The 23607-nt window shown below is 62.8% G+C and carries 22 protein-coding genes, 1 tRNA gene and 1 pseudogene; 4 read left to right on the top strand and 20 right to left on the bottom strand.

Annotation, left to right across the window (positions count from 1 at the left end; genetic code table 11):
• Positions 1-7 precede the first annotated feature (7 nt).
• A complete protein-coding gene (locus NMK44_RS21695; protein ID WP_254745577.1) occupies positions 8-385 on the top strand; it encodes a hypothetical protein in 378 nt (125 codons plus the stop codon).
• Positions 386-471: 86 nt separating this feature from the next.
• Positions 472-822, top strand: a complete 351-nt coding sequence (locus NMK44_RS21690; RefSeq protein ID WP_254745575.1) for a hypothetical protein — start codon at positions 472-474, stop codon at positions 820-822.
• A gap of 763 nt (positions 823-1585) precedes the next feature.
• Here NMK44_RS21690 and NMK44_RS21685 read toward each other — a convergent pair.
• The 15 genes and pseudogenes from NMK44_RS21685 to NMK44_RS21615 all read right to left on the bottom strand — a co-directional run bounded on the left by NMK44_RS21685 (position 1586) and on the right by NMK44_RS21615 (position 17377).
• Positions 1586-2761 (bottom strand): AcrVA2 family anti-CRISPR protein, encoded by a 1176-nt coding sequence (locus NMK44_RS21685; protein WP_254745573.1) that lies wholly within the window; start codon positions 2759-2761, stop codon positions 1586-1588.
• A gap of 448 nt (positions 2762-3209) precedes the next feature.
• Positions 3210-3533: a hypothetical protein gene (locus NMK44_RS21680; RefSeq protein ID WP_254745571.1), complete on the bottom strand. Its 324-nt coding sequence runs from the start codon at positions 3531-3533 to the stop codon at positions 3210-3212.
• Between the two features lie 25 nt (positions 3534-3558).
• The gene (locus NMK44_RS21675; RefSeq protein WP_308358483.1) at positions 3559-5349 is read right to left on the bottom strand and encodes an SNF2-related protein; all 1791 of its coding nucleotides are present in this window, start codon (positions 5347-5349) and stop codon (positions 3559-3561) included.
• Positions 5346-5627, bottom strand: coding sequence for a hypothetical protein (locus NMK44_RS21670; RefSeq protein ID WP_254745569.1), 282 nt, complete (start codon positions 5625-5627; stop codon positions 5346-5348). The genes NMK44_RS21675 and NMK44_RS21670 overlap by 4 nt, the downstream gene beginning before the upstream one ends.
• Before the next feature lie 479 nt (positions 5628-6106).
• A complete protein-coding gene (locus NMK44_RS21665; protein WP_254745567.1) occupies positions 6107-6331 on the bottom strand; it encodes a hypothetical protein in 225 nt (74 codons plus the stop codon).
• A gap of 1022 nt (positions 6332-7353) precedes the next feature.
• A pseudogene (locus tag NMK44_RS21660) lies at positions 7354-7431 on the bottom strand.
• A gap of 137 nt (positions 7432-7568) precedes the next feature.
• Positions 7569-7642 (bottom strand) — tRNA-Ile (locus NMK44_RS21655).
• Positions 7643-8086: 444 nt separating this feature from the next.
• Positions 8087-9388, bottom strand: coding sequence for an FtsK/SpoIIIE domain-containing protein (locus NMK44_RS21650; protein WP_254745565.1), 1302 nt, complete (start codon positions 9386-9388; stop codon positions 8087-8089).
• An 85-nt stretch (positions 9389-9473) separates the two neighbouring features.
• Complete coding sequence (locus NMK44_RS21645; RefSeq protein ID WP_254745563.1) at positions 9474-9941, bottom strand: hypothetical protein; 468 nt, start codon at positions 9939-9941, stop codon at positions 9474-9476.
• Positions 9942-10020: 79 nt separating this feature from the next.
• On the bottom strand, positions 10021-10377 hold the full coding sequence (locus NMK44_RS21640; protein WP_254745561.1) for an HU family DNA-binding protein: 357 nt from the start codon (positions 10375-10377) through the stop codon (positions 10021-10023).
• 465 nt (positions 10378-10842) lie between these two features.
• Positions 10843-11223: a hypothetical protein gene (locus tag NMK44_RS21635; RefSeq protein WP_254745559.1), complete on the bottom strand. Its 381-nt coding sequence runs from the start codon at positions 11221-11223 to the stop codon at positions 10843-10845.
• A 295-nt stretch (positions 11224-11518) separates the two neighbouring features.
• The gene (locus NMK44_RS21630) at positions 11519-11797 is read right to left on the bottom strand and encodes a hypothetical protein (RefSeq protein WP_254745557.1); all 279 of its coding nucleotides are present in this window, start codon (positions 11795-11797) and stop codon (positions 11519-11521) included.
• Positions 11798-12853: 1056 nt separating this feature from the next.
• Positions 12854-14899 (bottom strand): hypothetical protein, encoded by a 2046-nt coding sequence (locus NMK44_RS21625; RefSeq protein ID WP_254745555.1) that lies wholly within the window; start codon positions 14897-14899, stop codon positions 12854-12856.
• A gap of 28 nt (positions 14900-14927) precedes the next feature.
• Complete coding sequence (locus tag NMK44_RS21620) at positions 14928-15629, bottom strand: hypothetical protein (protein ID WP_254745553.1); 702 nt, start codon at positions 15627-15629, stop codon at positions 14928-14930.
• A 656-nt stretch (positions 15630-16285) separates the two neighbouring features.
• Positions 16286-17377, bottom strand: coding sequence for a vWA domain-containing protein (locus NMK44_RS21615; protein ID WP_254745551.1), 1092 nt, complete (start codon positions 17375-17377; stop codon positions 16286-16288).
• Positions 17378-17531: 154 nt separating this feature from the next.
• Here NMK44_RS21615 and NMK44_RS21610 point away from each other — a divergent pair, with 154 nt between their 5' ends.
• On the top strand, positions 17532-18479 hold the full coding sequence (locus tag NMK44_RS21610) for an NAD-dependent epimerase/dehydratase family protein (protein ID WP_254745549.1): 948 nt from the start codon (positions 17532-17534) through the stop codon (positions 18477-18479).
• Positions 18479-19327, top strand: coding sequence for a glycosyltransferase (locus tag NMK44_RS21605; RefSeq protein WP_254745547.1), 849 nt, complete (start codon positions 18479-18481; stop codon positions 19325-19327). Before NMK44_RS21610 ends, NMK44_RS21605 begins: the two co-directional genes overlap by 1 nt.
• On the opposite strand, the gene NMK44_RS21600 is transcribed toward NMK44_RS21605, so the two are convergent.
• The 5 genes from NMK44_RS21600 to NMK44_RS21580 all read right to left on the bottom strand — a co-directional run bounded on the left by NMK44_RS21600 (position 19328) and on the right by NMK44_RS21580 (position 22359).
• Positions 19328-20041: a hypothetical protein gene (locus NMK44_RS21600; RefSeq protein WP_254745545.1), complete on the bottom strand. Its 714-nt coding sequence runs from the start codon at positions 20039-20041 to the stop codon at positions 19328-19330.
• A 498-nt stretch (positions 20042-20539) separates the two neighbouring features.
• Entirely contained in the window at positions 20540-20806 is a 267-nt protein-coding gene (locus NMK44_RS21595; RefSeq protein WP_254745543.1) for a hypothetical protein, read from the bottom strand.
• A 131-nt stretch (positions 20807-20937) separates the two neighbouring features.
• The gene (locus tag NMK44_RS21590) at positions 20938-21198 is read right to left on the bottom strand and encodes a hypothetical protein (RefSeq protein ID WP_254745541.1); all 261 of its coding nucleotides are present in this window, start codon (positions 21196-21198) and stop codon (positions 20938-20940) included.
• 291 nt (positions 21199-21489) lie between these two features.
• On the bottom strand, positions 21490-21654 hold the full coding sequence (locus NMK44_RS21585) for a hypothetical protein (RefSeq protein WP_254745540.1): 165 nt from the start codon (positions 21652-21654) through the stop codon (positions 21490-21492).
• Between the two features lie 300 nt (positions 21655-21954).
• Entirely contained in the window at positions 21955-22359 is a 405-nt protein-coding gene (locus tag NMK44_RS21580) for an HIT family protein (protein WP_254745539.1), read from the bottom strand.
• Positions 22360-23607 lie beyond the last annotated feature (1248 nt).

The raw sequence follows: 23607 nt of genomic DNA, 5'->3' as shown, positions 1-23607 counted from the left end.
GGTGGCAGTGAAAATCCTTGGAAGAGAGCCTGTTCTCATTCTGGGCTTCATCGCGGTAGCACTGAAGCTGAGTGCGGCCTACGGCCTTGACGTGAGCAACACTCAGCAGACGCTCATCAACACGGTTCTGTCCTGTCTGGTGGCCGTTGCATCTGCGTGGATTCTCCGCAATGGTGCGATTGGCGCGGCCATCATGCAGTTCGCCTCAGCCGCCCTGGCGCTCTTTGTTGGCTTCGGCCTGGACCTGTCCGCCGAGGAACAGGCCGGATGGATGGCCTTGGTGGCCGCCGCGCTGGCAATCCTAGAGCGCCCCCAGGTGGTGCCGCCAATTTCCATTCTCCCACTGGAGCAGAAGGGTCCTCAGCCGCTGGCAGTTGCGGCCTGACGCCATGCAGCGACCCGGTATGACCCAGGGTCGCCCGGGTCGCTGCAAGCCTCTCCGTCATGTCCTTACAGCCACCGGAGTAGACCGTGAATGACGAGCCGTCTCTGGGGGAACTGGGGCGGCTCATTCAGGCCCTGCGAGGGGATGTCCGTGACGATATGGCGATGATCAATCAGCGCCTGGACCGTCTCGTCAGTATGGACGTCTACACCGTGGAGAAGGCGGCACTCACGAAGGACATTGCCGACCTCATGAAGGCCGTCGAACAACTGGCGGCCAAAGAGGAGCGGGACATAGCGGCCATGCATGAGCAGCGGGCTCAAGACGTTAACCGCATAACCCAAACCCGTCGCTGGTTGGTAGCGAGCGTGATTGTTCCACTCCTAGGCTTTGTCATACCGGTAATTCTTTTCCTCGTGTCAGGAGGGAAGACGTGACCTCCCCAAAGGTGGGCAGTCGGGTCGAAGTGCGCAAACAGCGCCGCCAAGGGAACGCGATAGCGGCCGTGGCAATCGCCATGGGTGCCGCCACCCTGGCTGCCGTAGTCGTGGCATTCCTGACCCTGTCTCAAAACCTCGAGCAGGCAACCCAGAGCCTCAACCGCGCCAACCATGCGCGCGACCTCCTTGCCGAACAGGTCGAAGACCTGGGCGGGACTCCGGTGGCTGGCCCCCCGGGGTCCCGTGGCGCCACAGGTGCCAGTGGATTGGTCGGCCCATCAGGTCCACCGGGTCCTTCAGGTAACCCGGGGAGGCCAGGGAAGGACGCCCCATTGCCCAGTCCCGGCCCCTCCGGCCCTCCTGGGGAGCCCGGGAAGGATGGCGTCGACTCTGTCGTGCCGGGACCGTCAGGACCCCCAGGGTCACCAGGGCAAGACGCCACGGGTGCAGATGGTGCCGACGGAAAGGACGGAACGAACGGAACAGATGGCCGAGACGGATCCCCACCATCCGGGTGGACTTACACCGACCAAGAGGGCAACACGTACGACTGCGTACCCGCCGATGACTTCGATCCCGATCGCCCGCGATACCGTTGCACGCGTACTGAAGATCCAGATCCGGAACCATCGGACCAGCCCAGCCCGACAGCCGAAGGCGAGGAGCCATCCCCTCAAGGCAGCACCTCCCCCGGCCTGCCTCCGATCGTCGTACTTGACCGGGCTCTTTCACGCTAGAACCGCCCTCCCGAATCGAGGGGCTACCAGTCCCAGCCTTCCTCCCTCCGCCGCTGCGCCTCCCTCTCCTGAACCTCCTTGGCTCTCTGCCTGCCGAGGTTCGCGAGCTTGACGTCGCGGTGCCCAGCCGGATCCTTCTCCTGCGGGTCAACGGGGACAACCTGCGTTACAGGGTCCTGACCCTCGTCAAGGGACTCCAGCTTGGTCCAGTACGGATCAACCCAAACGGATTCATCGCGCTTGCGCCCAGGCCCAACCCACACGGTCTTCACGTGGCCGACGCGATGCTGTGGTCCGTACTCAACCCCGGAGGGCACCGAGAGACCTTCGCGGATCCGCCCACTTGCCCGACTGCGAGCCGCATGCAGCTTGGGTCCGACATACCAGCCAACCCGGACGTAATAGGGGTCCCGAGAGGGAGCCTGGCGCCTCCTCCCCCTGGTCGGCGATGAAGGCTCTTCAATGTCTGCGTTCTTGCAGCACAGGTACGTCAGAAGCGTGAGCGCGCCAGGGAGGATCTGCTTGGTGATCTTCTCGATTCCCTCACCTCGCTCGCCTACGCCATGCCACTCAAAGCTCTTGTTCACCATGTCGGCGAGCGTGAATGACTCATCAAGCGCAGGCAGAGGGAAGACCGGCGTGAGAATATCATGATATGTAGGAGTTTCAGGATTGCTGTCGATCCAGGGGACGATACAGAGCCCTTCTGATCGATCATCGGTAGTCGGGCAGAACGCCCGGCCCACCCGGCCAGTCAGGAAGTAAGCCCGGATCAGACCTGTGACGCCAGAACCGAAATTCACGGGCCACGGATGTGGCAGTGGAATCAGAGGGCTGATGTGACCGAGGCGGGAGAAAATCCTGCCGGGCAGCTTCCCCTTCAGGTTCGAACGGTAGAGGCTATTGGCCATCTCCGGGTGAACGTCGTACGCCACGCGCCCTTCTCGTCGCCATAGATCAACGACCGCGTACGAGGCCGCCCGATCAAGGAGGGTGGCTGCCGCATCAAATCCGACCCGGCGCTCCAGGGCCATCGGCCAGACCGGAGTGATGCCCCGTCGCATGCGGACGGCGTTCTCCATCCCCCCCGGGACCTTGTTCAGGTCGGCGCCGATCTGGTTTGTCAGGTCCAGGATCCGCTCAACGGACTCGTTTGCCTCGCCAGCTCGGCGCATACGCGAAGACGGTTTTTTACTCATACTCCTTGCACCCTCAAGCCGTCCCAGTTCATCTTCCTCCCTTTCCGTTGACACTCCGTTCCACGGTGCCCCGAAAGTCAGTCCAGCGCAGGGTTCATCGGGCCCCCGCCTTCGACTTCAGGCTGAGCAGTAGCTCAACTTCCCAGGTGGCCAGCACGTGACGGTCCCGAAGGTACGGCCACGCCTCCCGGCGAGTGCGCCGGTTACGCCACAGCCTCCAGGCGACCTTCAACCTGGTCCCCACCGGCACGTCTCGGGCTCGGTGGAACTTTCCGATGAAGCGCTGCCCGCCTTCACTCTTCACGTCGCCCCCTTCCTCTCGATCGGCCCACCCCGGCAGGACGTCCCGATGTACGCCCGCCCGCGTGTACTTCGTCGTCGCCGTGCGGCTGCACTGGAAGCGCTGATGAACCCACCCCTGAATGTCTTTGTCCACTTCGTCCGGATGTCAGTCGTTTGCGAGGGAATCCTGGATTCCCAGAAAGGGGGCCAGGGTCGCCAGAGTGACCACCGTGGCGGACGACCACTCCCCAGGCTCCCTCTTCAGGAGGTCCCAGTAGGCGTCGGCCACCGCTCCGATCTCTCCATAGTTGCCCCGCACCTCCAATACCATGGCTGCCGCAAGCCTGAAATCGTGAGGGATGACGAAGTCTCCGGGGTTGTAAACCCCCACCTCGTGGGCCGCCTTGAGGAACACGTGGCGACCGCCGTGCGGCAGGTTGCCGTCCGGATGGCGGACCAATCCCGCCTCTTCGGCTTCCGGTGTCCCCATAGTTCGATCGAGAAGCTCCAGGATCTCACATCGTCACCCTTTCTTTCCGAATTGCATCATCCTTGTACAACGACGACATCCTGCCACGCTTGAGCAGGTTGGCCAGGTTCACATCCTCGTCGATCGTGCCCTCGCTGACCAGGCGCCATCGCTGCACTGGAGACTTCTGGCCAGGCCGTCGCAAACGCCCCTCCGCCTGTTGGTTCTTCACTTCATCTTCCGTGGGGGACGCGATGACTTCGCATCGACAGACGTCCTTCAGCCAGTCCACCCCCTCCGATAGAGACTGGAGCTGGGCGATGAGCACCCGCCACTCGGTACCGAACCCGGCCTTGATCTTCTCTCTCTTGGTTGCCGTGGCCTTCATGGTCCAGGAGACGGCTTGGCTACCGAGCTTCTTCTCCGCCATGCGGGCCCACTTCGCAGAGTGCGTCCACACCAGCAGGGGCTCACCCTCTGGAAGGTCTGCCAGGATCTCCTTCACCGCGTCCAGCTTCGGCTGGGCGGCTTCTTCGTCGTAGGAAATGTCGAGGCCGAGCTCGACGTCTTCAAACTCGACCCCTTGATCCAGCTTTGCCTGCTTTGCCAGGGCTTGATCGAAGCGGGTTTCCTCCAGGTGGCGCTTCTCGGCTGTCATGTCTGCACAGTGGGTACCGAGGAAGTCGGCGACGATCAGCGCGATGCACAGCAGTCTTGCTACTGAGAGCTGTTCATCGAAGAGTGCGGCCGGGTCTTCCTGTGCTCCGTCGGCATGGTCGTCGAGGTACGCCTGCCACGCCTGCATGACCTTCTGCTGTGGACGGTTGAGCTTGTAGTCGATCCGATGAACCGCCTCCTCCGCTTTCAGTGTCCCCAAAGCCGCCTGGCGCAGCCGAATGCGCTGCTCGATGGGCAACGGCGTGGCGACCGGTACCTCACCCAACCACGCCAAGCATTGATCCTCGAAGTCCCGGTACTGCTCCTCCTGTTCCGGCGTCATGGAGACGCGAACTTCACGCTCAATTACCGGAGGCAGTTGGTCGTAGACCTCCTCGGTCCGCACGCGCACAACAGCTGGAATGTCTTCCCAAGTGGACCCAGGACGTATTTCTTCCCCGATGACGCGAACCGGCGTCGGCGCTCCTCGGACCCCCTCCTCGGAAACGTGGAATTTTTCGTTCGCCCAGTCCCAGAAGGATGTGTACTTATCGGGCCAGAGGATGTTCAGAATCGCCCAAAGCCTCTGCGGCTCATTTCCGCCCGGAGTGGCTGACAGGCCGAGCTTTCTGCCCTTGATCAGCTTCAGCACATGGTACGGAACGCCATGCCGATTACAGGCGCGATGCACTTCGTCCATGATTACCAGATCCCAGACACCCGTCCTCGTCCAGGGTGGCACCTGCCCCTTACTGATGGCTTTTCGCGTTGCGGCTGCCGTTACCTTTGGGTGCGCCGCGTTGGCGTTCCTCCCTCGGGAGGCTTCGCGCCTCGTGGCCTCCGGAACCCCTCCATGCATGGCATTCCACCCGATGATGTAGACACCGGGACGCTTGCGCGTCATCAGAGACCAATTTTCAGTGTCTTTCCGGTGTGTACCGACTATGTGCACCCTGTTGCGTTCGCCGAGCGACGGGAACTGCTCGACAAAGGTAGAGCGCCAGTGATCCAGGATGGTGGGCGGGGCAACGACCAGAATGCGCGGAGGGCGTCCGAGTTGGAGCAGTCTGCACGCCTCCACGCTAGTGAGCGTTTTCCCGGCCCCGAGGTCGGATGCATTCAGCCCGCCCTCCGCCAAGATGCTCACAGCCTCCGCTTGGTAGGGACGGAGCGTTTTCACTCGCCAGTCTCCTGATTGTCGAGTTTCGACTTGGGGGCGGATGTGGTGGCGCTCTTCACGTACGCCCTTAGGTTCGATGCCGCATCGTTCGAGCGCGCGAGAGTGTCGGATGAGACGTCCCCGCTAACGGTGACCCAGCCGTAGTCGCAGGAGATGAACCCTTCCCGTGGGATCTGAAAGATCCATCCGATCAGATTGCCACTGAAAGGTCGCTTCACGGGCCGGAACTCCTTTGCCTTCGGGTGCTTAGCCAGGACGAGTTCTTCGTGAGGAATCATGGCGTTTCGTCTCCTTTTCCGATGTCTTTCATGAGGGATCCACGATCATTGGCCGAGCGGAACGTCAGTCACCCGTCAGCACTTCACTGTTAGCTTCGTCCAGCTTTTGCTCGAGGAACCGAACGACCCCTTGGAGCTCGATCCCTTCGTCCACGGATCGCGGCGTCGCGGACGTTGCGTCAAATATGAGCTCTCGAATGAGCTCCCGTCGTACGGCCGGATCGATTCCGCGTACCTGAGACATGAGCCCTCCTTCTTCGTGGGTCCTCAGTGGAACCCGACGAGCCTCCATCGGCTCGGGGAAAGGTAGTGCGCTGGGTGGTCGAAGCGCTGGCTGCACCCCACGCAGGATCCGAGGCCGAGGAACCAGTGTGGACCCGGAGCACTGAGGCTGTCTGCACTTTCTCGATGAAGATCCTCAGGCTCCCCGCATCTGGGGTAGAGACAGAGCGTTTCCCCCCGGAAGAAGTGGTCCGTTATCACTTCGCCGCCCTGAGTGCGGCGAGCGCCAGCCGGTTCACGCCTCGCCGGAACGGCGCGACTCGCATGGCCGCGACACCGAGGGCGAACACCGCCGCCATCATCAACGCGCCGACGTCGAGGGAGCCCGTGACCAGAGTGCCGAGTGCCCCACTGATGCCCGCGAGAGCCATCGTGAGGGTGTCATGCACCACGAGATGCTTCTCGAGGCGAGGATCTTTCATACCTTCTCCCCTCCGGTCCCACCCAGCAAAGGGATGGGGAAGAGTCCGTCAGACTCTTCTTCTTCCGTTTCACGTGAAACAACGTGAAACATAATCATTTGATCCTGATGGCCGCCGGGCTGCTCCTCCCCTCTGTCCACTGCATCCCAGTGGGCAGAGGGGTTACTGAGGTTCAGGCGCTTCGCGAGCCATGCGCGGAGCTCCGAGAGCTGGGTCTTGTGCCACAAGGGAATCCCTGTTCGCGTATCAGACTCAAAAGATGCGATGGGGATAGGGAAGCGCGCCGTAGGGTGATCAGCCCAGCGAAGCACGTCCCGGCGCTTGACTCCGAGGTGATGGGCCACGCGACCAGCGTCGCAAAACTCCTGGACAAACATGACGTCCCCTTCATTTCGGCCTAGGCCAGTCTATCACGGGACAAGTCCCTGGGCATCGACTGCACCTGATCGATCCCCAAGCCTGCTACATCCACCTGGAAGCAAAAAGGCCCCTCCGTCAGGAGGGGCCTCGCTTGTTATGTGAATCAATCGTTGCACACGCCTTCTGCTACCGGCGCCTGGTTGTGTCGTACTCTCCGATTGGCGTGCCCGGCTGTGGGTTTTCTACCCTCTGCGGGGGGTTCGAGGTGGAGTGCTGCGACACCGGAGGGCCCAGCTCCACCCGCTGCGAGGCGCCGTCCAGGGCTTCGGCGTCAGTCGTCATCACGAACCTCCGGGTACCAGCCCTCCGCCTTCCGGGTGCGGTATTCGTCCAGCTCCTCCCGCGAGAGGAAGACGTGGCCGTCCTCGAACGCCAGGAACTCCATATCCTTCTCCTTTCCTTTTCTCGGGCATGCGCCCCGGGGGCGCCCTTCACCCGCTCTAGCCATCGCTTGTCAACGCAATGCCGACGATGGCGCCGTTCAGCCACTCAAGGATGCGTACGTGGCTGAAACACAAAAGCCACGAGTGCGGGAATCGCGGGGGCGAGATTCCCGCACTCGTGGCGGCTTGACGAGTGACCCGCAATGGAGGGGGTCACATTGGGGTCCATGGCAGGAGTCGAACCCGCACCTCCGCTCGCCCGACACAAGCGGCGTGCCACCGTTACACAACATGGACCCCCCGGCGAAAGCCGGGGTTCGAAGTCCGCTGACGACAAGGCTGTGCTGCCCTTGCCGCCGACAAGCACGGACTTCTTGATGGCTCGAGAGGACCGGGGGCCGTGCTGTGCCTGTAGCTCGCGCCCCCGGTCCCGGTTGGCGAAGAGGGACTCGAACCCCCGACCTCGGAATTATCAGTTCCGCGCTCTCACCAGCTGAGCTATTCGCCATCACCCCGCCTGAGGTGTCGGACTCACCTCAGGCGGGTCTGTGTCCCAAGGGTGGTCATATCACCCTTGGAGCTACCGTTCTCGCGATTACATCGCTTGAACTAGTTAAAACTCTACAGCTACCTGCTGGCCTAGGTCAAGTACCTGCGACCAAATCCCGGATGCCCGACCCTCGGGACTCACAAGCCGAGACTGGAGCGCATCAAGCGACCCATGAGCTTGGTCTTGAGTGGATCCGACGCTGGAGCCGTGAAAAGGCCCTCGGTGGCATCAGCCTTGCCTCCATGGGCTTCCTTGCGGTGCGCCCGGACAACCCGGCGGAGCGCCAAGGCGTTGGGGGTTTCACTCGGCAGCCAACCCATGCGGCAGCACGAGTAGTGATAGACAACAGGCATTGAACCTCTTCTCAATTAGTTGTTAGTCGATGACAGCAAGAGGGCGGATCTAAGCCGCGAGCCTGAAGGTGTCCCCATCGGCGATGACCAGCCCCTCACTGGAAAACGACCGCAGGAAGCGCATCGCCTGATTGGTCCCACACCCCGTATGCGACGCAAGCAGCTCTGGCGTCCACACCGAATCCGGCTGAGATCCGAGCGTCCTCAGTGCGACATCCCTGGGGAACTTGCCGCGACCCTGATCAGGATGGGCAAGGAGGCCGAGCATCTCGTCGGTCATCGTCCACGTCTGAATCAAGGACGGACCGTGACCACCGATGTAGCCGAGGCCACGATTGCGATCATCGGCCGTCAGCCGATGGGGTCCATAGTCGGCGTCATCACCCAGGGCGACCTCGGAGTGCTTGCGCTTGCTGACGCGAAGGGAGAAACGGTAGTCAGTGTTCGCGTCGATGTTCGTGTCCACGCCCGGGTTGTTACCTGAGACGATCGGGTACTGCGTGGCCCACCACAGAAAGACGCCCCAGGCTCGGCCCATAGACGAGATCTTGATCAGGTTGTCCAGGGCCCCCCCCTTGTCGACCGGGGCAAGGTCGCCGTCCGAAGCGAACCCCGCCTTCCGCAAGAGCTGAGCACGCAGGCGGTCGGCGCGACGGCACTCGGCCAGGAGCTCGCGACCTTCATCAATCACGACAATGCGATAAGGGCCGAACTCAGGGCGCCACACTGTCGCACCAGCCTTGCTCATCAGGTCGGCGCGACGGGACAGGTCCTCCGCGCATTCCTCGAGGATGTCCGGAAAGTCCCCGGGAAAGTATGTATGCACAAGCCCTTGCCAGCGCTTCCCTTCGACCATTTTCGGGTCCAGGTAAAGCACTTCAAAGTCCGGGTTGAGCGCAAGGGAGGCCATCGAAGGGCGCATGGCCCACGACTTGCCGGAGCCCTTTGCTCCAGAGAACTGGATCTGAGACAAGAAGGGAATCTCTACAACCTGGCCCGTGACGGAGTCGACCCCGATCCCCTTGCGTCCGGGATGCCAGAGCATGTCCATCTCTTCGGTGACTCGCCTCGTGCGGATCTCCAGGCGCACGCGGGTAGCCCGTCCGCCGGGCAGCACGACAAGCTGGTGATCGTCCTCTACATCGAAAAACAGACGCAGCTGATCAACGCCGTCCGAGACTTTCTCCATCGTCACCCCAGAGAGCATGAGGTCGGCCACCACTCCAGAGCGCGCCACGTCCGCCCTCAGTACGGAGATCTCCCTCAACCATGGGGCGGGTACGCTTTTTGAAGCCCAGCCAGAACGCAAAACCTCCAGGATCCGCGTCTCCTCTTCGGTTGGAACCAGCATCTCGACTCTCCTCGATTCTGTTCATGGCACACAAAAAGCCGGACCCGGGTGTGGGGCACCGGGACCGGCCTGCGCGTGGGGGGTATCAGTGGGTGACGGTAACGGAAGCGGGGAACTCCGCCTCATCCTCGTCACCCATCTCGGGGACGTCGTCCACCTCAGGAGCGTCGTCCACCTCGGGGGCTGTACCGGCTTCAGCCTCCAGTGCCTGGATCATCTCGCGGACGTCGCTCTCGGGGAGGCCGGTCTCCACCACCACCACCGGCACAGGGTCGACACCCAGACCCTTGGCCTTCTCGACCAGGGGCTTCACGGTGTTGTCGCGCACCGTGTTCTTCAGGGCGACCGCCCAGGGGGTCCCCTCGCTCGCCGCCGCCGAGAATGCATCCTCGGCGAGGCTGAGCAGGCGCTCGTCCTTGATGTTGCTGGCCGGGTTGTTGAGCGCCACGCTCACCTGGAGCAGGACGTACTCGCGAATGCTGGAGTCGTCCGCTCCGGGGAACTGTCGCTTGGCGTTCCGGGCGAGGGAACGAACCGTAGTACCGAGAGACACGTTTTCTTCCTTTCCGTCAACAGCTTTCAGACCGCTCGCTGTTCTTCGTGAACAGCATAGCACGAGATGGCCTGGGCCACTACTTCCTGACGGATCCCTTGGGGTTCTTCCGGATGGTTGTATCTGCCGGGTTCGAGTTCGCGTACTCCAGCAGCCGGGGAGAAACCGTAAACTTGACGGCCTTTCGGCAGGGCATGTGTATGGGTGCGCCCGTCTGCGGGTTTCGCGCCCGGCGGGACTGCCGATCGATCAGCGAGAAGCTGCCGAAGTTCGTGACGATGACAGACCCGCCCTGGGCGACCCGTGAGGCAATGACGTCAAACAGGGTTTCCACCGCCTCGTACGCGATGGAACGGGCCATGCCGGTACGACTGGCGAGAACTTCGGCCAGTGACCCGCGATTGAGGCTCTCTGGGAGGGTTTCCGTTGTGCTCACGTATGGCTCCTTTCCTCAACTGCACCTATCTTAGCACTATTTGAGCACCAAGTTCCGTAAGTGCGCTGAGTTGTGCTAGTAACGGTAGGTTCGGGAAGAACAAGAGTACGCCGCCGTCTAGTTCATTGTTATACCAACCCTGATAAAAATCTAGACATGCCGAAGGGGACCCGGTACAGACCGGGTCCCCTTCGGCTTAGGTACTACTTACTCCGTCGGAACCAACCGCCCGACCGAGCGGGCGTAGCATCCGAGGCATTCCGCTGATGACTGCGCGCCCGCGACCGCGATGTTGCGTCACGCGAAATGGGTTGCGGATTGCGCCAGTCGAACTCCTTGAGCTGGTCCTCGACCGAGGAGCTCCCCGTGCTGCGACGCGCCCCCTTCTCCTCCTTCTCGCGTGCCCGCTGGGATGCCGACTTCATACCCTTGGCGGCGTACTTCTTCGCCAGCTCCTGGTCTCGACTACCCACTGCTTCCCCTCTCCAGAATTTCCAGCGGCAACGTGGCCGCCAGCACAGCCTTTTCGCTCTCGTCGTTCGCGTTGAACGGTTCATCCAGGACGAGCAGAGTCGCCTGCTTGACGGCCCCCAGATCCCCCTGCAGTTCGTGCTCGCCCATCACATACAGAGGCCCGGTGAAGACCGTGATTGCAGTGCGTGCAACGACCACGGACCCATCGATCCGGGCAGGGTGGACGTCGCCGGGGTGCATGACGTACTCGGCACCCTGCGCCTCGAGGAGCAGTCGGATCCGAGCCCTGTCTTCCTCGGTCCGGCAGTACAGAAAGACCGCGAGGCCGGATTCGTCGTCCGACAGCACGGCGGTCATGTCGATCTCGATCACCGAGTTGCCATGTTGTCGGGGTCGAGTGCGACCGCCTCGGTCAGACGTCGCCCTCCCGCCAGCAGTACCAAGGCGCCCGCAGCCGTCAGGCACGCCCATACCTTGAGCTTCCGCATGCCCTCTCCCTCCTCTTTGGATATCCGTCGAAATCGCACTTGGTGACGGGGGTGTACCGGCGGCCGGGCCCCCTCAAGACAATGCGGGCCTGGACTCATGCGCAGTCCAGGCCCGCGACAACCCTCCGCTCACGGCCGGAGTCATGAGCACTTCTGTGCCGGGCGGGGGTTGGGGAATATCAGGCGAGCGCCCCTCCCAGGGTCTTCCTCTTGTGCTTCGCCAGAAGCGTCAGCACCTCCTGCGCCCACTCTCGCGTCTTACGTCGCTTTGCCGCCGTCTTGAGGCGGCTGCGCAATTCCTTGAGTGCGGCAGAGTCGTCGAGGCTGTTCTTTCCCGCTGCATCCCTCACCATCCGCGTGAGGTTTGCGGCGGCCTCATCCGAGAGACCAATGGTCAGAACCTGCGCCGCCGTGTCGAACCCGAGGGGCTTGATCTTGCCGTGTCGGCCGTTGCTCACCTTTTGATCTCCTTTCCGAGGCCGCCTTTTCTGGCGACACGAAGCACTCTTCCATAAGTGGCCTAGGCCGTCAAGTCGTGCTTTCTGGGCTAGACTTGAAGGGCTGGCAGTGGAGCCCACTCCATCCGGGAAAGCGAAGGCAGATGACCCGCTGAGCAGGGCCGCCGCAAAGGCCGCCGTGCTCGACGACCTGGGGGCTCGACCCCTCAAGGCGCCCCTCATCGCCCGCCCGCAAGCCCCGCCCTGCGTGTCGAGCCAGTGACTACGCTCGCTGTGAGCGCTACGAGGATTGATCAAGCACGGCAACCGACCGGCAGGCCGCACCCCCAAGAGGAGGCGTGACCGTAGGCCAGCAATGCGGAACCGAAGAGAAGGGGAGGCGCATGACCAGCACGAGCCCCGAGGCCCCTCCGAACGCCACATCGAAGGGGCCTCAAGTGAGGCTCAGGGGTCGGGCCCGGCGTCGACAGTCGTTCACGAAGGTGCCTGACTGGGTCATGCTCTGCGAGCGGATCAATCCGACAGCTTTCCGGCTGTGGTGCATCTTGCGGAGCATGCAGTTCGAGCAGGGGCCCGGCATTCCCCCCATGACGCTGGATCAAGTCTGCTGGCTACTGCCGGGCGTGAACGGTAAGCCCACCTCGAAGGCGCGGGGGCGCGAAGCCCTGGACTCCCTGCTGAGGGAAGGGCTGCTCATGGACACGAGCGCTCCTGGCACCAGTCCGGCAGGGGCCAGGAGCTACCTGGCCGTAGATGGGCCCCAGAAGGCGATGGGCTGGACCGGAGCGCGGCGCAAGCTAGCCCGCTACCACCGATTGTGGCGCAAATTGTAGTACGGCGGAGCCACCCTCTACGGGGGAAGAGGGTGGCTCCAGTCTCCGACTCCAGAGAGACCCACTCTCAGAATACGCCGAAGGAGATGGGTTTGTCCGCACATGGCAGTGCGACCGAACGGGTCATCCTCGATTACAGCACTCCAGCAACAGCGAAGATCAGTACGACAATCAGCACCAAAAGGAGAATTGTGACCACATTGCTGTCGCGCATCGAAGCTCCCTACCCCACGGCACCATAGAGATTGTTGGCGTCTGGCGTGTACCCCGACAGCGTGATGTTCACCGGCAATGAGGTGTTGCCGTTTGCGGGACTCCGGCAGAACCGGTAGCTCCCCGAAGACAGGTTGGCGTTGCCTGGGGTAAAGGCCGCCCCGAGAGTGGAGCCGCAGGCAAAGACGGGTGAAGAAGTTCCGTTGAATACCAGCGCAAGGTAGTACGCCCCGGCGGCAGCACTGTAGGACGAGGTGAAGTTGATCGTCTTGTTGCCCGCGCTGGTCCATGTTGTGGACAGGTCAGCAGTGATCGCCCGGCGCGTTCCGGAGGTGTCGTACAGACCGGCGAGGTTCTGCCCGGACGTCAAGGTGGATCCTGCCGTGCCGACCACCATGTTGATCTTTGTCAGGGTCGCAGGCTGCCGGACCATGACCTTCAGCAGGTAGATGTACCCGGCGGTCAGAGTGGTTCCGGTTGTGGACGAGTTGGCCGGATCGAAAGTCCACGCAATCAGCCCGCTGTCGCTGGCGGTCCACATGTTGCCGTACGTGACCATCGGCAGATAGATGGCACTCAGGTCGGGAATCTGCGCAGCGCCGAAGGTTCCGGAGGTGACCTGAGAAGCCGGAAGGTTCGGCACCTGCGCAATGGGAATCTTGGTGCCAGAGTCAAGACCAGCCACCCCGTTCGCTGCGCCGCGCTGCGCCACCGCGAGGTAGGCAGCGGTCAGGTCGGGGATTCGGGCAGCGTCCAGCGTTCCCGATGTGACCTGAGAGGCCGGGAGACTCGGCACCTGGGCCAGTGGAACCTTCACGGATCCGTCCAGCCCCGCCAGCCCGTTCGCTGCGCCCCTCTGCCCGGCCACCTCGGCGCTGGCCGCAGCTTGGGCCGCATCCGCCTTGGTTTGCGCTCCGGTCTTGGTCTCCAGGAGAGCCGTATCGGATATGCCGTGGATGCCCGTCGTGTCGGATGCGTGTGCAGCCAGGTCTGGGCCCGTGGCGTATCCATCCAGAACATCCTCAGTAACGAGGGTGGATGTGTCGGATATGCCGTGCACGTTCGCGGTCGCAGCGGCATGGTCGGCGACCTGCCCGGCGCTCGCGCTCACGGCAGCGGACCAGGCTGCATCCGCTTTCGCCTGTGCACCCGCAGCGGTTTCCAGCAGGGTGGTATTTGCGATGCCGTGAACGTTGGTGCCGTCTTGCGCGTGGAGCTCGAGCGCCGCCTGGGCAGCAGCAGAAGCCGAGTCCTCTGCAGTATCGGCCTTGGCCTGTGCGCCAGCGGTAGTCTCCAGGTTGGACGTATCGGGGATGCCGTGGACATTGGTGGTATCGGCCGCGTGTGCGCTCACCTTGCCGGTGGCATCCGCAGCAGCCGCACTGATGGCAGCCGTCTGCGCCGCAGTGGCCGACCCCGCCGGGTCCGCCTCGACATCCGCCGCGCCGAGAACGACCACACCCTGCTTGTCGTTGACGGATTGGACGAGACCGCCTGACCCCGCAAGTGAGGCGAGCCACTCTTCCTCGGTGCCGATGTACCCGTGGGCAACGGCGATTTCGTACGCGGATGCCCCGTCTTCCCCCGGGGCGCCGTCCGTCCCGTCTTGGCCTGAACTTCCCGGCGCACCGGCCTCCCCTGCCATCCCCGTTGCCCCCGGCGGACCTGGAGGGCCAGGAACTGGTACGTAGTCAACTCCCTCCACGTCGACGGACGGGAAATCCGCGATATCGAGTGGGGCACCGTCACCAATGGGGACGGCGAGGAGCTGCATAGACCACGAACCGCCCACGTACTGGCGCAAGCGCCACAGGCGACCCTCGGCGGGCAGCACCCCAGCGGCATCCGTGCAGACCACGTCTTCTGCGAAGCGCCCGTCAGCGCCGAGGTCTACTCGTCCACCTCCCAGGAAAATCTGATCCCCAGTCTGATCCATCCAGCGTTCAGGGACCGGCTCGAGAATGACGTAATGGTCCCCGCTGCTGCCGTCATACGGCTCACGCGTGACCGGATTTACATACTTACCGGTGACGGTCCGCTCTGTCGGGAAAGGCATTCGGTGGCCCCCTTTCTCCCGTCTGGGATTAGTTCTCCGCGCCAACCGCTGCCCATGGTCCGGCGAAGTCTGTGCCGATATTAGATTCCGGAGCGATCTGCGAGGGCAGAGCCGTCCGGCCGGTGCCGTTCGTCGCGAACCGAAGCCCTGTCGCCGCCAAGCCCAAATTCGCAGCCACACCGACACCGGTCCACCCCGAAGCTCGGGTCAGCGTCGGCGGGACCGAAGCGTTGAACACCATTCCGATCCAACAGAACACCCCGGCCGCCAGAGCCCGCGGTGAGATGGTGGTGGCCTTCAGTCCGGCGGTGGAGATCGCTGCATCGACGTTCGTCGCCGTCAGCAGCGCGCCATTTGCGCCGTACAGGCCGACCTCGTTTTGACCGGAGACGGGCGAAGATCCTGAGTTTCCAGCCCACCAGTAGATTTTCGTGGCGTTCACGTCGGCAGCAATGTTGACGCGAATGAGATACAGCGTGCCGCTGGTCAACGAGGTTGAGTTGACCGCTAGCGCGGGGTCATAGCACCAGGCAGCAATCCCGTGAGCGGCGGGTTTGTCCTCACCCAAGGCGTTGCCCGTGACGTTCAAGTTGCCGCCGATGATGCCGCCCGTGGTCGGGAGCGCCCCGATTGCGGCAGGAGTGAGCGGATCGGATCCGCCGACGGCATGGTGGGAGGCGTGCTGGAGCGGGGTGCGTGGATCCGTGGTTGTCGGGTCCGTCGAGCGCAAGGCGATCTCTGACCCCGCCCCAGCCGAACCGAGAGGCGGCTGCGGCCCCGCCGGTCCGGCGGGCCCTACCCCGCCCGCTGGTCCCGTTGCTCCGGTCGCCCCTGCTGGCCCTGTCGCTCCTGCTGCCCCAGCGGGGCCAGCGGGGCCGGTGGGACCGGCCGGTCCAGGCACGGGTACGTACTGGATGCCACCGATGTCGACCGACAGCAAATCGGTGATGTCCAGCGACCCCTCACCCTGAGGGACGGACAGATATTGCGTCGGAGTGTGGGTGTCGCCAATGAATTGGTCAAGCTGCCAAACTCGACCCTCAGGGAGAACTCCGCTTGCGTTGGTACAGACGACACTCTTCTCGAAGCTGCCGTCCGCGTCGAGGTTGACCCGGCCACCTCCGGCAAGAATCTGGTCGCCATTTCGATCTACCCAGCGAGGTGGATATGGCGTAAGTACGACGTATTGATTGCGTCCGTTCGTTCCGTCGTACGGCTTACCCGTAACGGGGTTGGTGTATTTACCCGTTATCGTGCGCTCTGTCGGCAACGGCATCCCAGTCCCCAATCTCGCTGAGAGCAGCCTAAGCGCAGATCCCCCAAAACGGATCCGGGAAGCAGAATGGCCACCCCTCACGGAGTGGCCATTCTTTGGGGTGTTGCGACTCAGAGCATCACGAGAAGCCGTGTCTGCGGCTTGAGCTTCCGGTTCACACTCTTGGACTGGACGTAGACTTCAAGATCCGGATTCACGCCAGCCTTGACCGAAATACTGCCGCCACCCAGACCGGCCTCACCGAAGAGCATCTCGCGGGCGGCAGCACCCGAGAAGATTCGATCGGTTGACTTCTCCAGCACCGCCACTTCCTTGGATGCCTGGACGGTGACACGGGGTCCAAGCTGGTAGTACGCGCAACCCTGCTTATAGGGCAGTCCGTGATTCTGTACGAACGGACGAATCTCCGCCTCGGACTTCACGTTGAGAAGTTTGTAGCTCTTCGGATTGAGCGGCACCAGATTCTTTTTCACGTCGTCGAGCGAAAGATCCTGGCCGACTGCGAACAGGTTCCTGGTTCCGCGTACACCCGCTTCACGCCCTCGAAGGAAGCTCGTGGCGGCCGTTTTCACGGTGCCGATGGCTTCTTCGACGCCCTTCGATGTGTCCGCATCCCAGACCGCGATGTTGCCCGCCGGGAAGCCGTAGCCCTGGGCCGTCCGCTTGGCCAGGACATTCGGGACCAGGATCGCCGACGTCCAGTGATCCGGCAGTGCGCCCATCGCGGTCTGGATGCGGTCGGCCCACTGGGTGAGCTGGCCCCGGTCGTGAACGCCACCGTGCGGGCTGGTGTGCATCCGTCCAGTCAGGGAGCAGCCGGAGGCGTTCTCCTCGCCGTCGGTCCACACGACCTGAAGGAATGAGTGCTCGCCGTATTTCTCGGAGACCTCGCTCTTCAGGTCCTGGAGTGAAGTGACGGTGGCTTCAATCAGGGCTGTCGCTCCACCCTCGACGCGATATCGGCCCCGCATGGACGGCAGGCGCTTGACATCCATGTCCCAGACGAGGCACTCAACCCGGTGGTCGAACTGGTAGAGGGAAATGCGAGTCTCGTGGCCGAGACGATCCGACTCCTCCTGGAGCCCCTTTACGAATTCATCCACCACGCGGACCACCTGACTCTCGTGGCGGTGCATTGAGCCAGAACAGTCGACGACGAGGGCGACGTGATTGACCTTGTGATCGATCTTTTTCGCGGGCATGCTTCCACTCCTTTTCCGTCACTTCTCCAGTGATATCTCCAGACTACCGGGGGGCACTGACAACGCGTCACGACCAGGGCCTTCGGGCGACCCGGAGATCGCTTTGTGGCAGACTGCACATCTAGTGGCGAAACGCCACTCAGGGAGGAAACAGATGAAGGTCGGCTTGACTGGCGGGCAAGGGTTCATAGGTTCCTGGGTTCGCCGTGAACTGCTTAAGCAAGGACACGATGTTGTGGTCTTTGACCGGTACCCGCGTACCAAGATGACCAAGGGTGAAGATTTCTTCCTGGGGGACATTCAGGACCCGACAGCCGTGACCGAGCTGGCGGCACATGTGGACGGGATCATTCACCTTGCCGCCGTGCTTGGCACTCAAGAAACCATCCAGAATCCCCGGCCATCCGCCGCAACGAACATTCTCGGAGGGCTCAACGTTCTCGAGGCGGCTGTTCAATACGGCCTGCCTGCGGTCTACGCAGGAGTCGGCAACGCCTGGATGCGCGACCATGCGACCGGCAGTTACACGATCTCAAAGACCTGCGTCGAAGACTATGCGCGCATGTACAACGCCTACCGCGGCGGCAAGATCTCCGTGGTGAGGCCCGTCAACGCGTACGGCCCCGGTCAGAGCGCAGCTGCGCCATACGGTCCGAGCAAGGTCAGGAAGATCCTCCCCGCCTTCGCCTGCCGTGCGCTGACCGGAACCGCGATAGAGGTGTACGGCGACGGCTCGCAGGTCAGCGACTGCATCTACGTCGAGGACGTCGCCCGCACGTTCGTCGCGGCGCTGGAGTGGACGGCCAGCAACGGTCGGGGCCTGGAGAATCCAGCAGAGGTCGGCCCCGTCGACTCCTGCACCGTCAACGCCATTGCCCGCCTGGTTGCCCAGGCGGCAGCAACTGCAACCGGCCGCGAACCGGTCGAGGTGAGTCATCTGCCCATGAGGCCAGGGGAAGTGCCCGGGGCGGTAGTGCGCGCGGATACGACGACACTCGAGCCACTGGGTATCGACCCCGAGCAGTTCGTGGCCCTCGAGCAGGGCATCGGTCAGACCGTCGACTGGTTTGCAAGTACCTGGCTCCCCCACTGGGAGGGGTAGTGGACCTTGTCATCGTCCCGCTGTGGCGTCGGGCCGGGTTCGCCGAGGCGTGTCTGCGGCAACTGAGGCGGGCCATGGACGGCGGCGTCCGCGTCATACTGTCCGTGGACTGCGGTCACGACGAGGAAACCCTCGCCGTCGCCAAGAGATTCGTTCACGGACATCCCGGTCGCGCTCAGCTTGCAGTGCGGAACGTCGACTACCCCACGGGGAGCTATAACGTCTTCACCGCGATGCGCGAGGCGCTGGACTGGGTGGGGACGGAGGACTTGGTCCACGTCCTGGAAGAGGACATCCTGATCGGGCAGGGGTACTTTGCGTACCATCGCCGCGCCCACGCCTTGGTGCCGAGCGCGTACTCGGTGAGCGGGTGTGAGAACCTCTTCCTGCCTGACGACTGGAAAATGCCAGACCTGCCTGACGCCGTATACCTTTCAGGCGCCTTTCAGGTCTGGGGCTCCAGCTACCGACCCGGACGTGTCGAAAAAATCCTCAGCAGGCTGCGGCCCGGCTACTTTGAGGACATGGGCAGGGCGATGACCGCCGAGTTTGGCGAAGCCAACATGCTGCGCACGGGCCCGCTGTACGACGGCGTGATGGCCAACGACATGGCCCAGCAGGGTCTGCACGTCGCCTTTCCGTTCACCCCCCGGGCGTACCACGCAGGCTTCGAAGGGCTGAGCTACGGGGACATGGCACTCTCCGGCTCCCCCGAGGAGCAGGCTGACGCCATCCTTGAAATGTCCGGCGAAGAATTGAAGGCGCGCTGCACTCTGCCAGGCGCCAGGTTCCGGCCAGTCGATCTCGACCGGACGCCTGGCGCCGTCAGACGCGTAGTGGCGCTTTGATCAACCCCAGTAGACGTAGAGCATCGGCCGGAGCTGAAGCCACATGTCAGGGTCGGTGAATAGGTTCAACCAGGAACAGACGTGTCTGATGTCCGCCGGAACAGCGGGTGCGATGTGCTGCCGTGCATGGTGAGCGTCATTGAATCCCATGCTCTCCGCCAAGCGGTCGGCGGTTCTGCCATACCTCTGGCGACCTTCGTCCTCTCCTTGTAGGCCCATCAGGCGATCAAGGAAGCGCTTGGCCGCCGGATCCAGGCGACGTCCGTCGCGGCTGTCCATGTAGGCCCCTTCGAGGGGGTAGATGCCGCGCTCCAAGGGCACTACACGCGGTTCGATCGGCCCATGCAGCGCGCCCTCCTCAGCGAAGTCGATTGGATCGTCATACCGCGACCATCCAGGCATGCCGACGGGCTGGACCAGGAGGACGTCCTGGCGGCCCGCCTCGTCTTCGCGGGTAACAGGCCACCACAGGCTTTCGCCCTGGGCCTGCGCCGCGTCGACCATCCCAATGATTGACATCAGCTCAAATCGCTCATCAGGATCCTCTTCCTCATCGCGCCGACTCTCCAGGTACTTGAGATACTCGGTGCCGACCTCATCCACAGACTGAAGTAGCGCGTCAGCGTTGACCCTGGAGTCCGTCAGGATTCCGCGCTCGTCGTGTTCGAGGCCAGTGATGCCCCAGCCGATTTTCTTGTGGATCCGAATCCCCATAGACTTCTCCTTTCACGCAGGAGAGCCGCCCTATTGGGCGGCTCTCCTGATACTCCGTAGGACTATCGAGTGGCCACGTATGCAGCCAGCCCCTCCATGAAGTGATGCGCCGACTGATCCAGCAGGTAGGCCCCACCAAGGGGTCCACCCATCTCGTAGAACGGCCCCTTGCGGAGCACCTCGGCAGCCCTGCGGACCGGCCACCGACGGTCGATCAGATAGTGCGTCGCACCCGACAGCGCAAGCGCGGCAGCCATGCTCCGGGGGCGCAGGCCAAGGCCGAGGGCACGGTCCCCAAGGAGGAGCACAGTGGCCTGTGTGGCGGTGTACGAGGCGACATGCCCGGCGAGAGCGGCATGCCCTGTCGCCCCTCGGTCCGTCTTGCGCTTAGCTTGATGATCTGTCTGCACCCAATGATCAGCAACGTCTGCCGCAATTCGGAACAGGGCATAGATTGCAGGGAACGCGGCGCCGCGAGGAACGCGCACGGCCTCCTCCTCAGATCAGTTCTACGACGCCGCTCGGAGCGAGCTTGATGTGCCCCAGGACTTCCAGACGGTCAAGATCCGCCGCGGGAAACGTGGCAGCGACGGTGTCACCTTCGGCACCCACAGGGTGGGCCATGGCCGTGAGCTGAATCAGGGTCTGGAGCGCGCTTCGGGAAAGACCGGGATCCCCATGGTGGGTGGCCCACACCAGTCGACGGATCGACGCTTCGGGGCTGGTTCGGTCCTTGACCACCTGAACGGCAACAACACGGTTCATTTGCTTCTTCTCCCTCCGAATGCCGCAACCTGTTCGCGGCCAGATCGAGCCTCGCACTGCCTGGCGAGGGCCAGAGTCCAGGACTGGACGGTACGGCAGTGCCCTATGTCACATGCGCACTCGGCGAGTCGTCACACCATCTTCACTTCGCCCGGGTTGGGCCGGTAGATGAGGCTGATGCCGCGCATCTCCTCAAGGTGCCGCTCCTCGAACCGGTGCACACCAAGACCGTGAACCTGCACGTCGTGCGCCTGACAGGTGAGACGCACCAGGGCACGCAGTGCGGCGTCACTGATTCCACTGTCAAGCGCAGCCATGCCCAGGCGGCCGAGGGAGTCCTCGACGGTGTCCCTGTTGAGAAATCCGGTGACGGTGATCCAAGTCTCGTTCATGCTTTCCCTCTCTTCATTCTGCGATGGATTCGCAGGAACTGCAACGAATCTCGCAGAAGTCCGCGAAGAGGGCCGCCCACTACTGGGCAGCCTTCGGGTGGCGCCCGTCACTCCGGCTGAGCACGGCCTCGTTCGTGAAGGTCCGGCCGTTCTCGGTGTAGGCAGTCCAGGGCTGCTGGTACCTGTGCCCCAGATTGGACGGGCAGACATACAGACTCGTGCGGTTCAGGGGCTTCCGGTGTACGGACAATCGGCATCCACACCCGAGAGTCACCTTGGCTAACGGGCGGTTCACGTGGCCACCAGCTTGAGTTTGAGCACCGGGGCGGGTGCAATCGCCTGACCCTGAGTCAGGCTCTGATAGCTCGGTTCGGAAACAAGGCCAAGCCACGCATGCCCAGCGCGCTCTGCCGCCCGCTTCCATTCTCCAGAGGTGGCCTCCCAGCTGACGTCCATGCTGAACCCCATAAGGGAAGGCCCTGCACCATCGACCGTTACAAGAACCCCACGATCATGGATTACGTACTCCCCCACCGGGGCGGAAGGCGCAGGAACTCCGGACCCTATGTCCAGGAGGGGGGCTTCATGCTGCAAGAAGATACTGCTCAGTGCCTTACGCACGTTTTCATCGCCCCAGCGGAGCAGGAGAGCGATAACCTCTTGCCCCTCACTGCAGACGTAACGAGCAGTTGCGAGTTTGGCGTTGTCTCCGGGCTGCAACCTCATCTGCATTCCAACGATCCCTTCGGGAGAGAGTTACGAGAAGGCGCGCACCATCTGACCTGCCCGGTCGCTGCGCGCAGACCATGGGACAAGGTTCAGATGCAGGTGGGCCACGCGCTGACCAGCCTCCTTGCCGCGCAAGGAGAACAGCACCATGGGCCGCGGGCTGAATTGCATCAGCTCCGACGCTCGTTTCATCACGGTAGCCGAAACGTCCGGATTGGCGGCAAAGTCACGCACGTGAACCTTCGGCACTACAAGCGTGTGATTTTCCGTCAGAGGGTTCTTCGACAAAAACGCTACAGCGTCTGGCCAATAGTTCGGCATGAGCACCCACTCCGCCGCACGCTGACCAGCCACAATTTCACAGAACGTACAGGGCTCTGGCCAGATGATGGTCTCACAAGACCCGCAGGCGATCTCCTCACCCTCGGGCATCCGGTCTGCGTACAGCGTGCATGCAATCTTCCTGCTCGGCTGCATGCATGGCGGGCACAGAACAGCCCGGCCAGAATTGAGTACCCGGTAACCAACCGGTTCCTTCATTGGATGTCCGTTTCTTTGTGGCGCTTGAGCATTTAGGTGTCCACTCAATTGGAACATGCGTTCAGCGCTCTATCACCTTTCCGTGAATACCACCCTACCACAACGAAGTTGACGGATAGTGCGAATACCACCTAGATGACTCGATAGAGCAGCAATCAGAGAAAAACCACCAAGATCCGACTAAGAAGCCAAGTCGCCCAACCGACCCCAAGGGAGCCACGTTCAGGGCGGCCCCCAATGAACACAGGCAGCCGGTCGGCTACCTGGCAACGAAGGACTACGTGAGAGCCAGGCTGGACGCCGGGACGCAAAGTTGCGGCCAGGACTGCCTCCCCGAGAACGGCCAGGGGCACCCGCAGAACTTCGTGGTGTCATCCGGAGGGCGCGTGGGGCGACGCCACGGGCGTCGAACCGTTCTTGTCATGGACCTGACCGACTGAAGCGCGGACCCAACCCCGCTCACTCACGTCTTCTCCACGCGCCTGACGCAGTGCCGGTGGCGCGCTCGGAGTGCACCTGAACCCCCACCTCCTGCGAATGCCTTGCCGCAGTGCCCGGCCAGTCAGGAGCTTGGGCCAGGAAACTGAAAACGAAGATCCTCATCCGGCGCTAGTCCGCAACTGCGGACCGGCGCCAAGAACAGAAGCCATCGCGGAGCGATGGCGGAAGGGAGGAGAGGTTGCTGCTGCCCGTCTACGGGAGGTCGGCACCGTAGTGGACCTGGCTCCGGCCGGTGGGCTGACAGCTGACGGTCAGCTTACGGGGCCCGGAGGTGCCGACCGTAAGATAGAGAGGATTCTTAACTTCTTGCGTCGGGGGATACTTAATCCACGCAGGTCAGGGGTTTGCCGTGCGTTCACAGATGTGCAAAGGGGTTTGATGTAGGGCGTAGGGGGGTTGCACATGCACAAGCGACCCCTGTACTTCTATGTGTAAGGTAAGCGGGGGTAGAGGGGGCAGCTCGGTGCTCGCCGGGAGAGCGGGCGGGCCAGGGCGGCTTGACGGCCGGTCAGAGCCATGCGTGGAGAAGTTGACCCGGGGTACCCGTGGTTGAGCACGAACAGGAAGCCCCTTGCGCATTGATGAGCGCCACATCCCAATAGCCTTGTGCAATAGGTACGTTGTGTTACCGTTGCTTTA

It is taken from the genome of Streptomyces cucumeris, from assembly GCF_024295805.1.
Taxonomy (GTDB): domain Bacteria; phylum Actinomycetota; class Actinomycetes; order Streptomycetales; family Streptomycetaceae; genus Streptomyces; species Streptomyces cucumeris.
This window is presented reverse-complemented; position numbering and strand designations above follow the sequence as displayed.

What these genes read in the sequence shown, in the direction of transcription:
- NMK44_RS21610 (WP_254745549.1), top strand. Translation starts at nt 17,532, where the DNA reads ATGAAGGTCGGCTTGACTGGCGGGCAAGGGTTCATAGGTTCCTGGGTT.
- NMK44_RS21680 (WP_254745571.1), bottom strand. Translation starts at nt 3,533, where the DNA reads ATGGGGACACCGGAAGCCGAAGAGGCGGGATTGGTCCGCCATCCGGAC.
- NMK44_RS21615 (WP_254745551.1), bottom strand. Translation starts at nt 17,377, where the DNA reads ATGCCCGCGAAAAAGATCGATCACAAGGTCAATCACGTCGCCCTCGTC.
- NMK44_RS21600 (WP_254745545.1), bottom strand. Translation starts at nt 20,041, where the DNA reads ATGGGGATTCGGATCCACAAGAAAATCGGCTGGGGCATCACTGGCCTC.
- NMK44_RS21585 (WP_254745540.1), bottom strand. Translation starts at nt 21,654, where the DNA reads ATGGACGTCAGCTGGGAGGCCACCTCTGGAGAATGGAAGCGGGCGGCA.
- NMK44_RS21650 (WP_254745565.1), bottom strand. Translation starts at nt 9,388, where the DNA reads ATGCTGGTTCCAACCGAAGAGGAGACGCGGATCCTGGAGGTTTTGCGT.
- NMK44_RS21595 (WP_254745543.1), bottom strand. Translation starts at nt 20,806, where the DNA reads ATGAACCGTGTTGTTGCCGTTCAGGTGGTCAAGGACCGAACCAGCCCC.
- NMK44_RS21670 (WP_254745569.1), bottom strand. Translation starts at nt 5,627, where the DNA reads ATGATTCCTCACGAAGAACTCGTCCTGGCTAAGCACCCGAAGGCAAAG.
- NMK44_RS21590 (WP_254745541.1), bottom strand. Translation starts at nt 21,198, where the DNA reads ATGAACGAGACTTGGATCACCGTCACCGGATTTCTCAACAGGGACACC.
- NMK44_RS21625 (WP_254745555.1), bottom strand. Translation starts at nt 14,899, where the DNA reads ATGCCTTTCCCGACAGAGCGGACCGTCACCGGTAAGTATGTAAATCCG.
- NMK44_RS21665 (WP_254745567.1), bottom strand. Translation starts at nt 6,331, where the DNA reads ATGAAAGATCCTCGCCTCGAGAAGCATCTCGTGGTGCATGACACCCTC.
- NMK44_RS21685 (WP_254745573.1), bottom strand. Translation starts at nt 2,761, where the DNA reads ATGAGTAAAAAACCGTCTTCGCGTATGCGCCGAGCTGGCGAGGCAAAC.
- NMK44_RS21580 (WP_254745539.1), bottom strand. Translation starts at nt 22,359, where the DNA reads ATGCCCGAGGGTGAGGAGATCGCCTGCGGGTCTTGTGAGACCATCATC.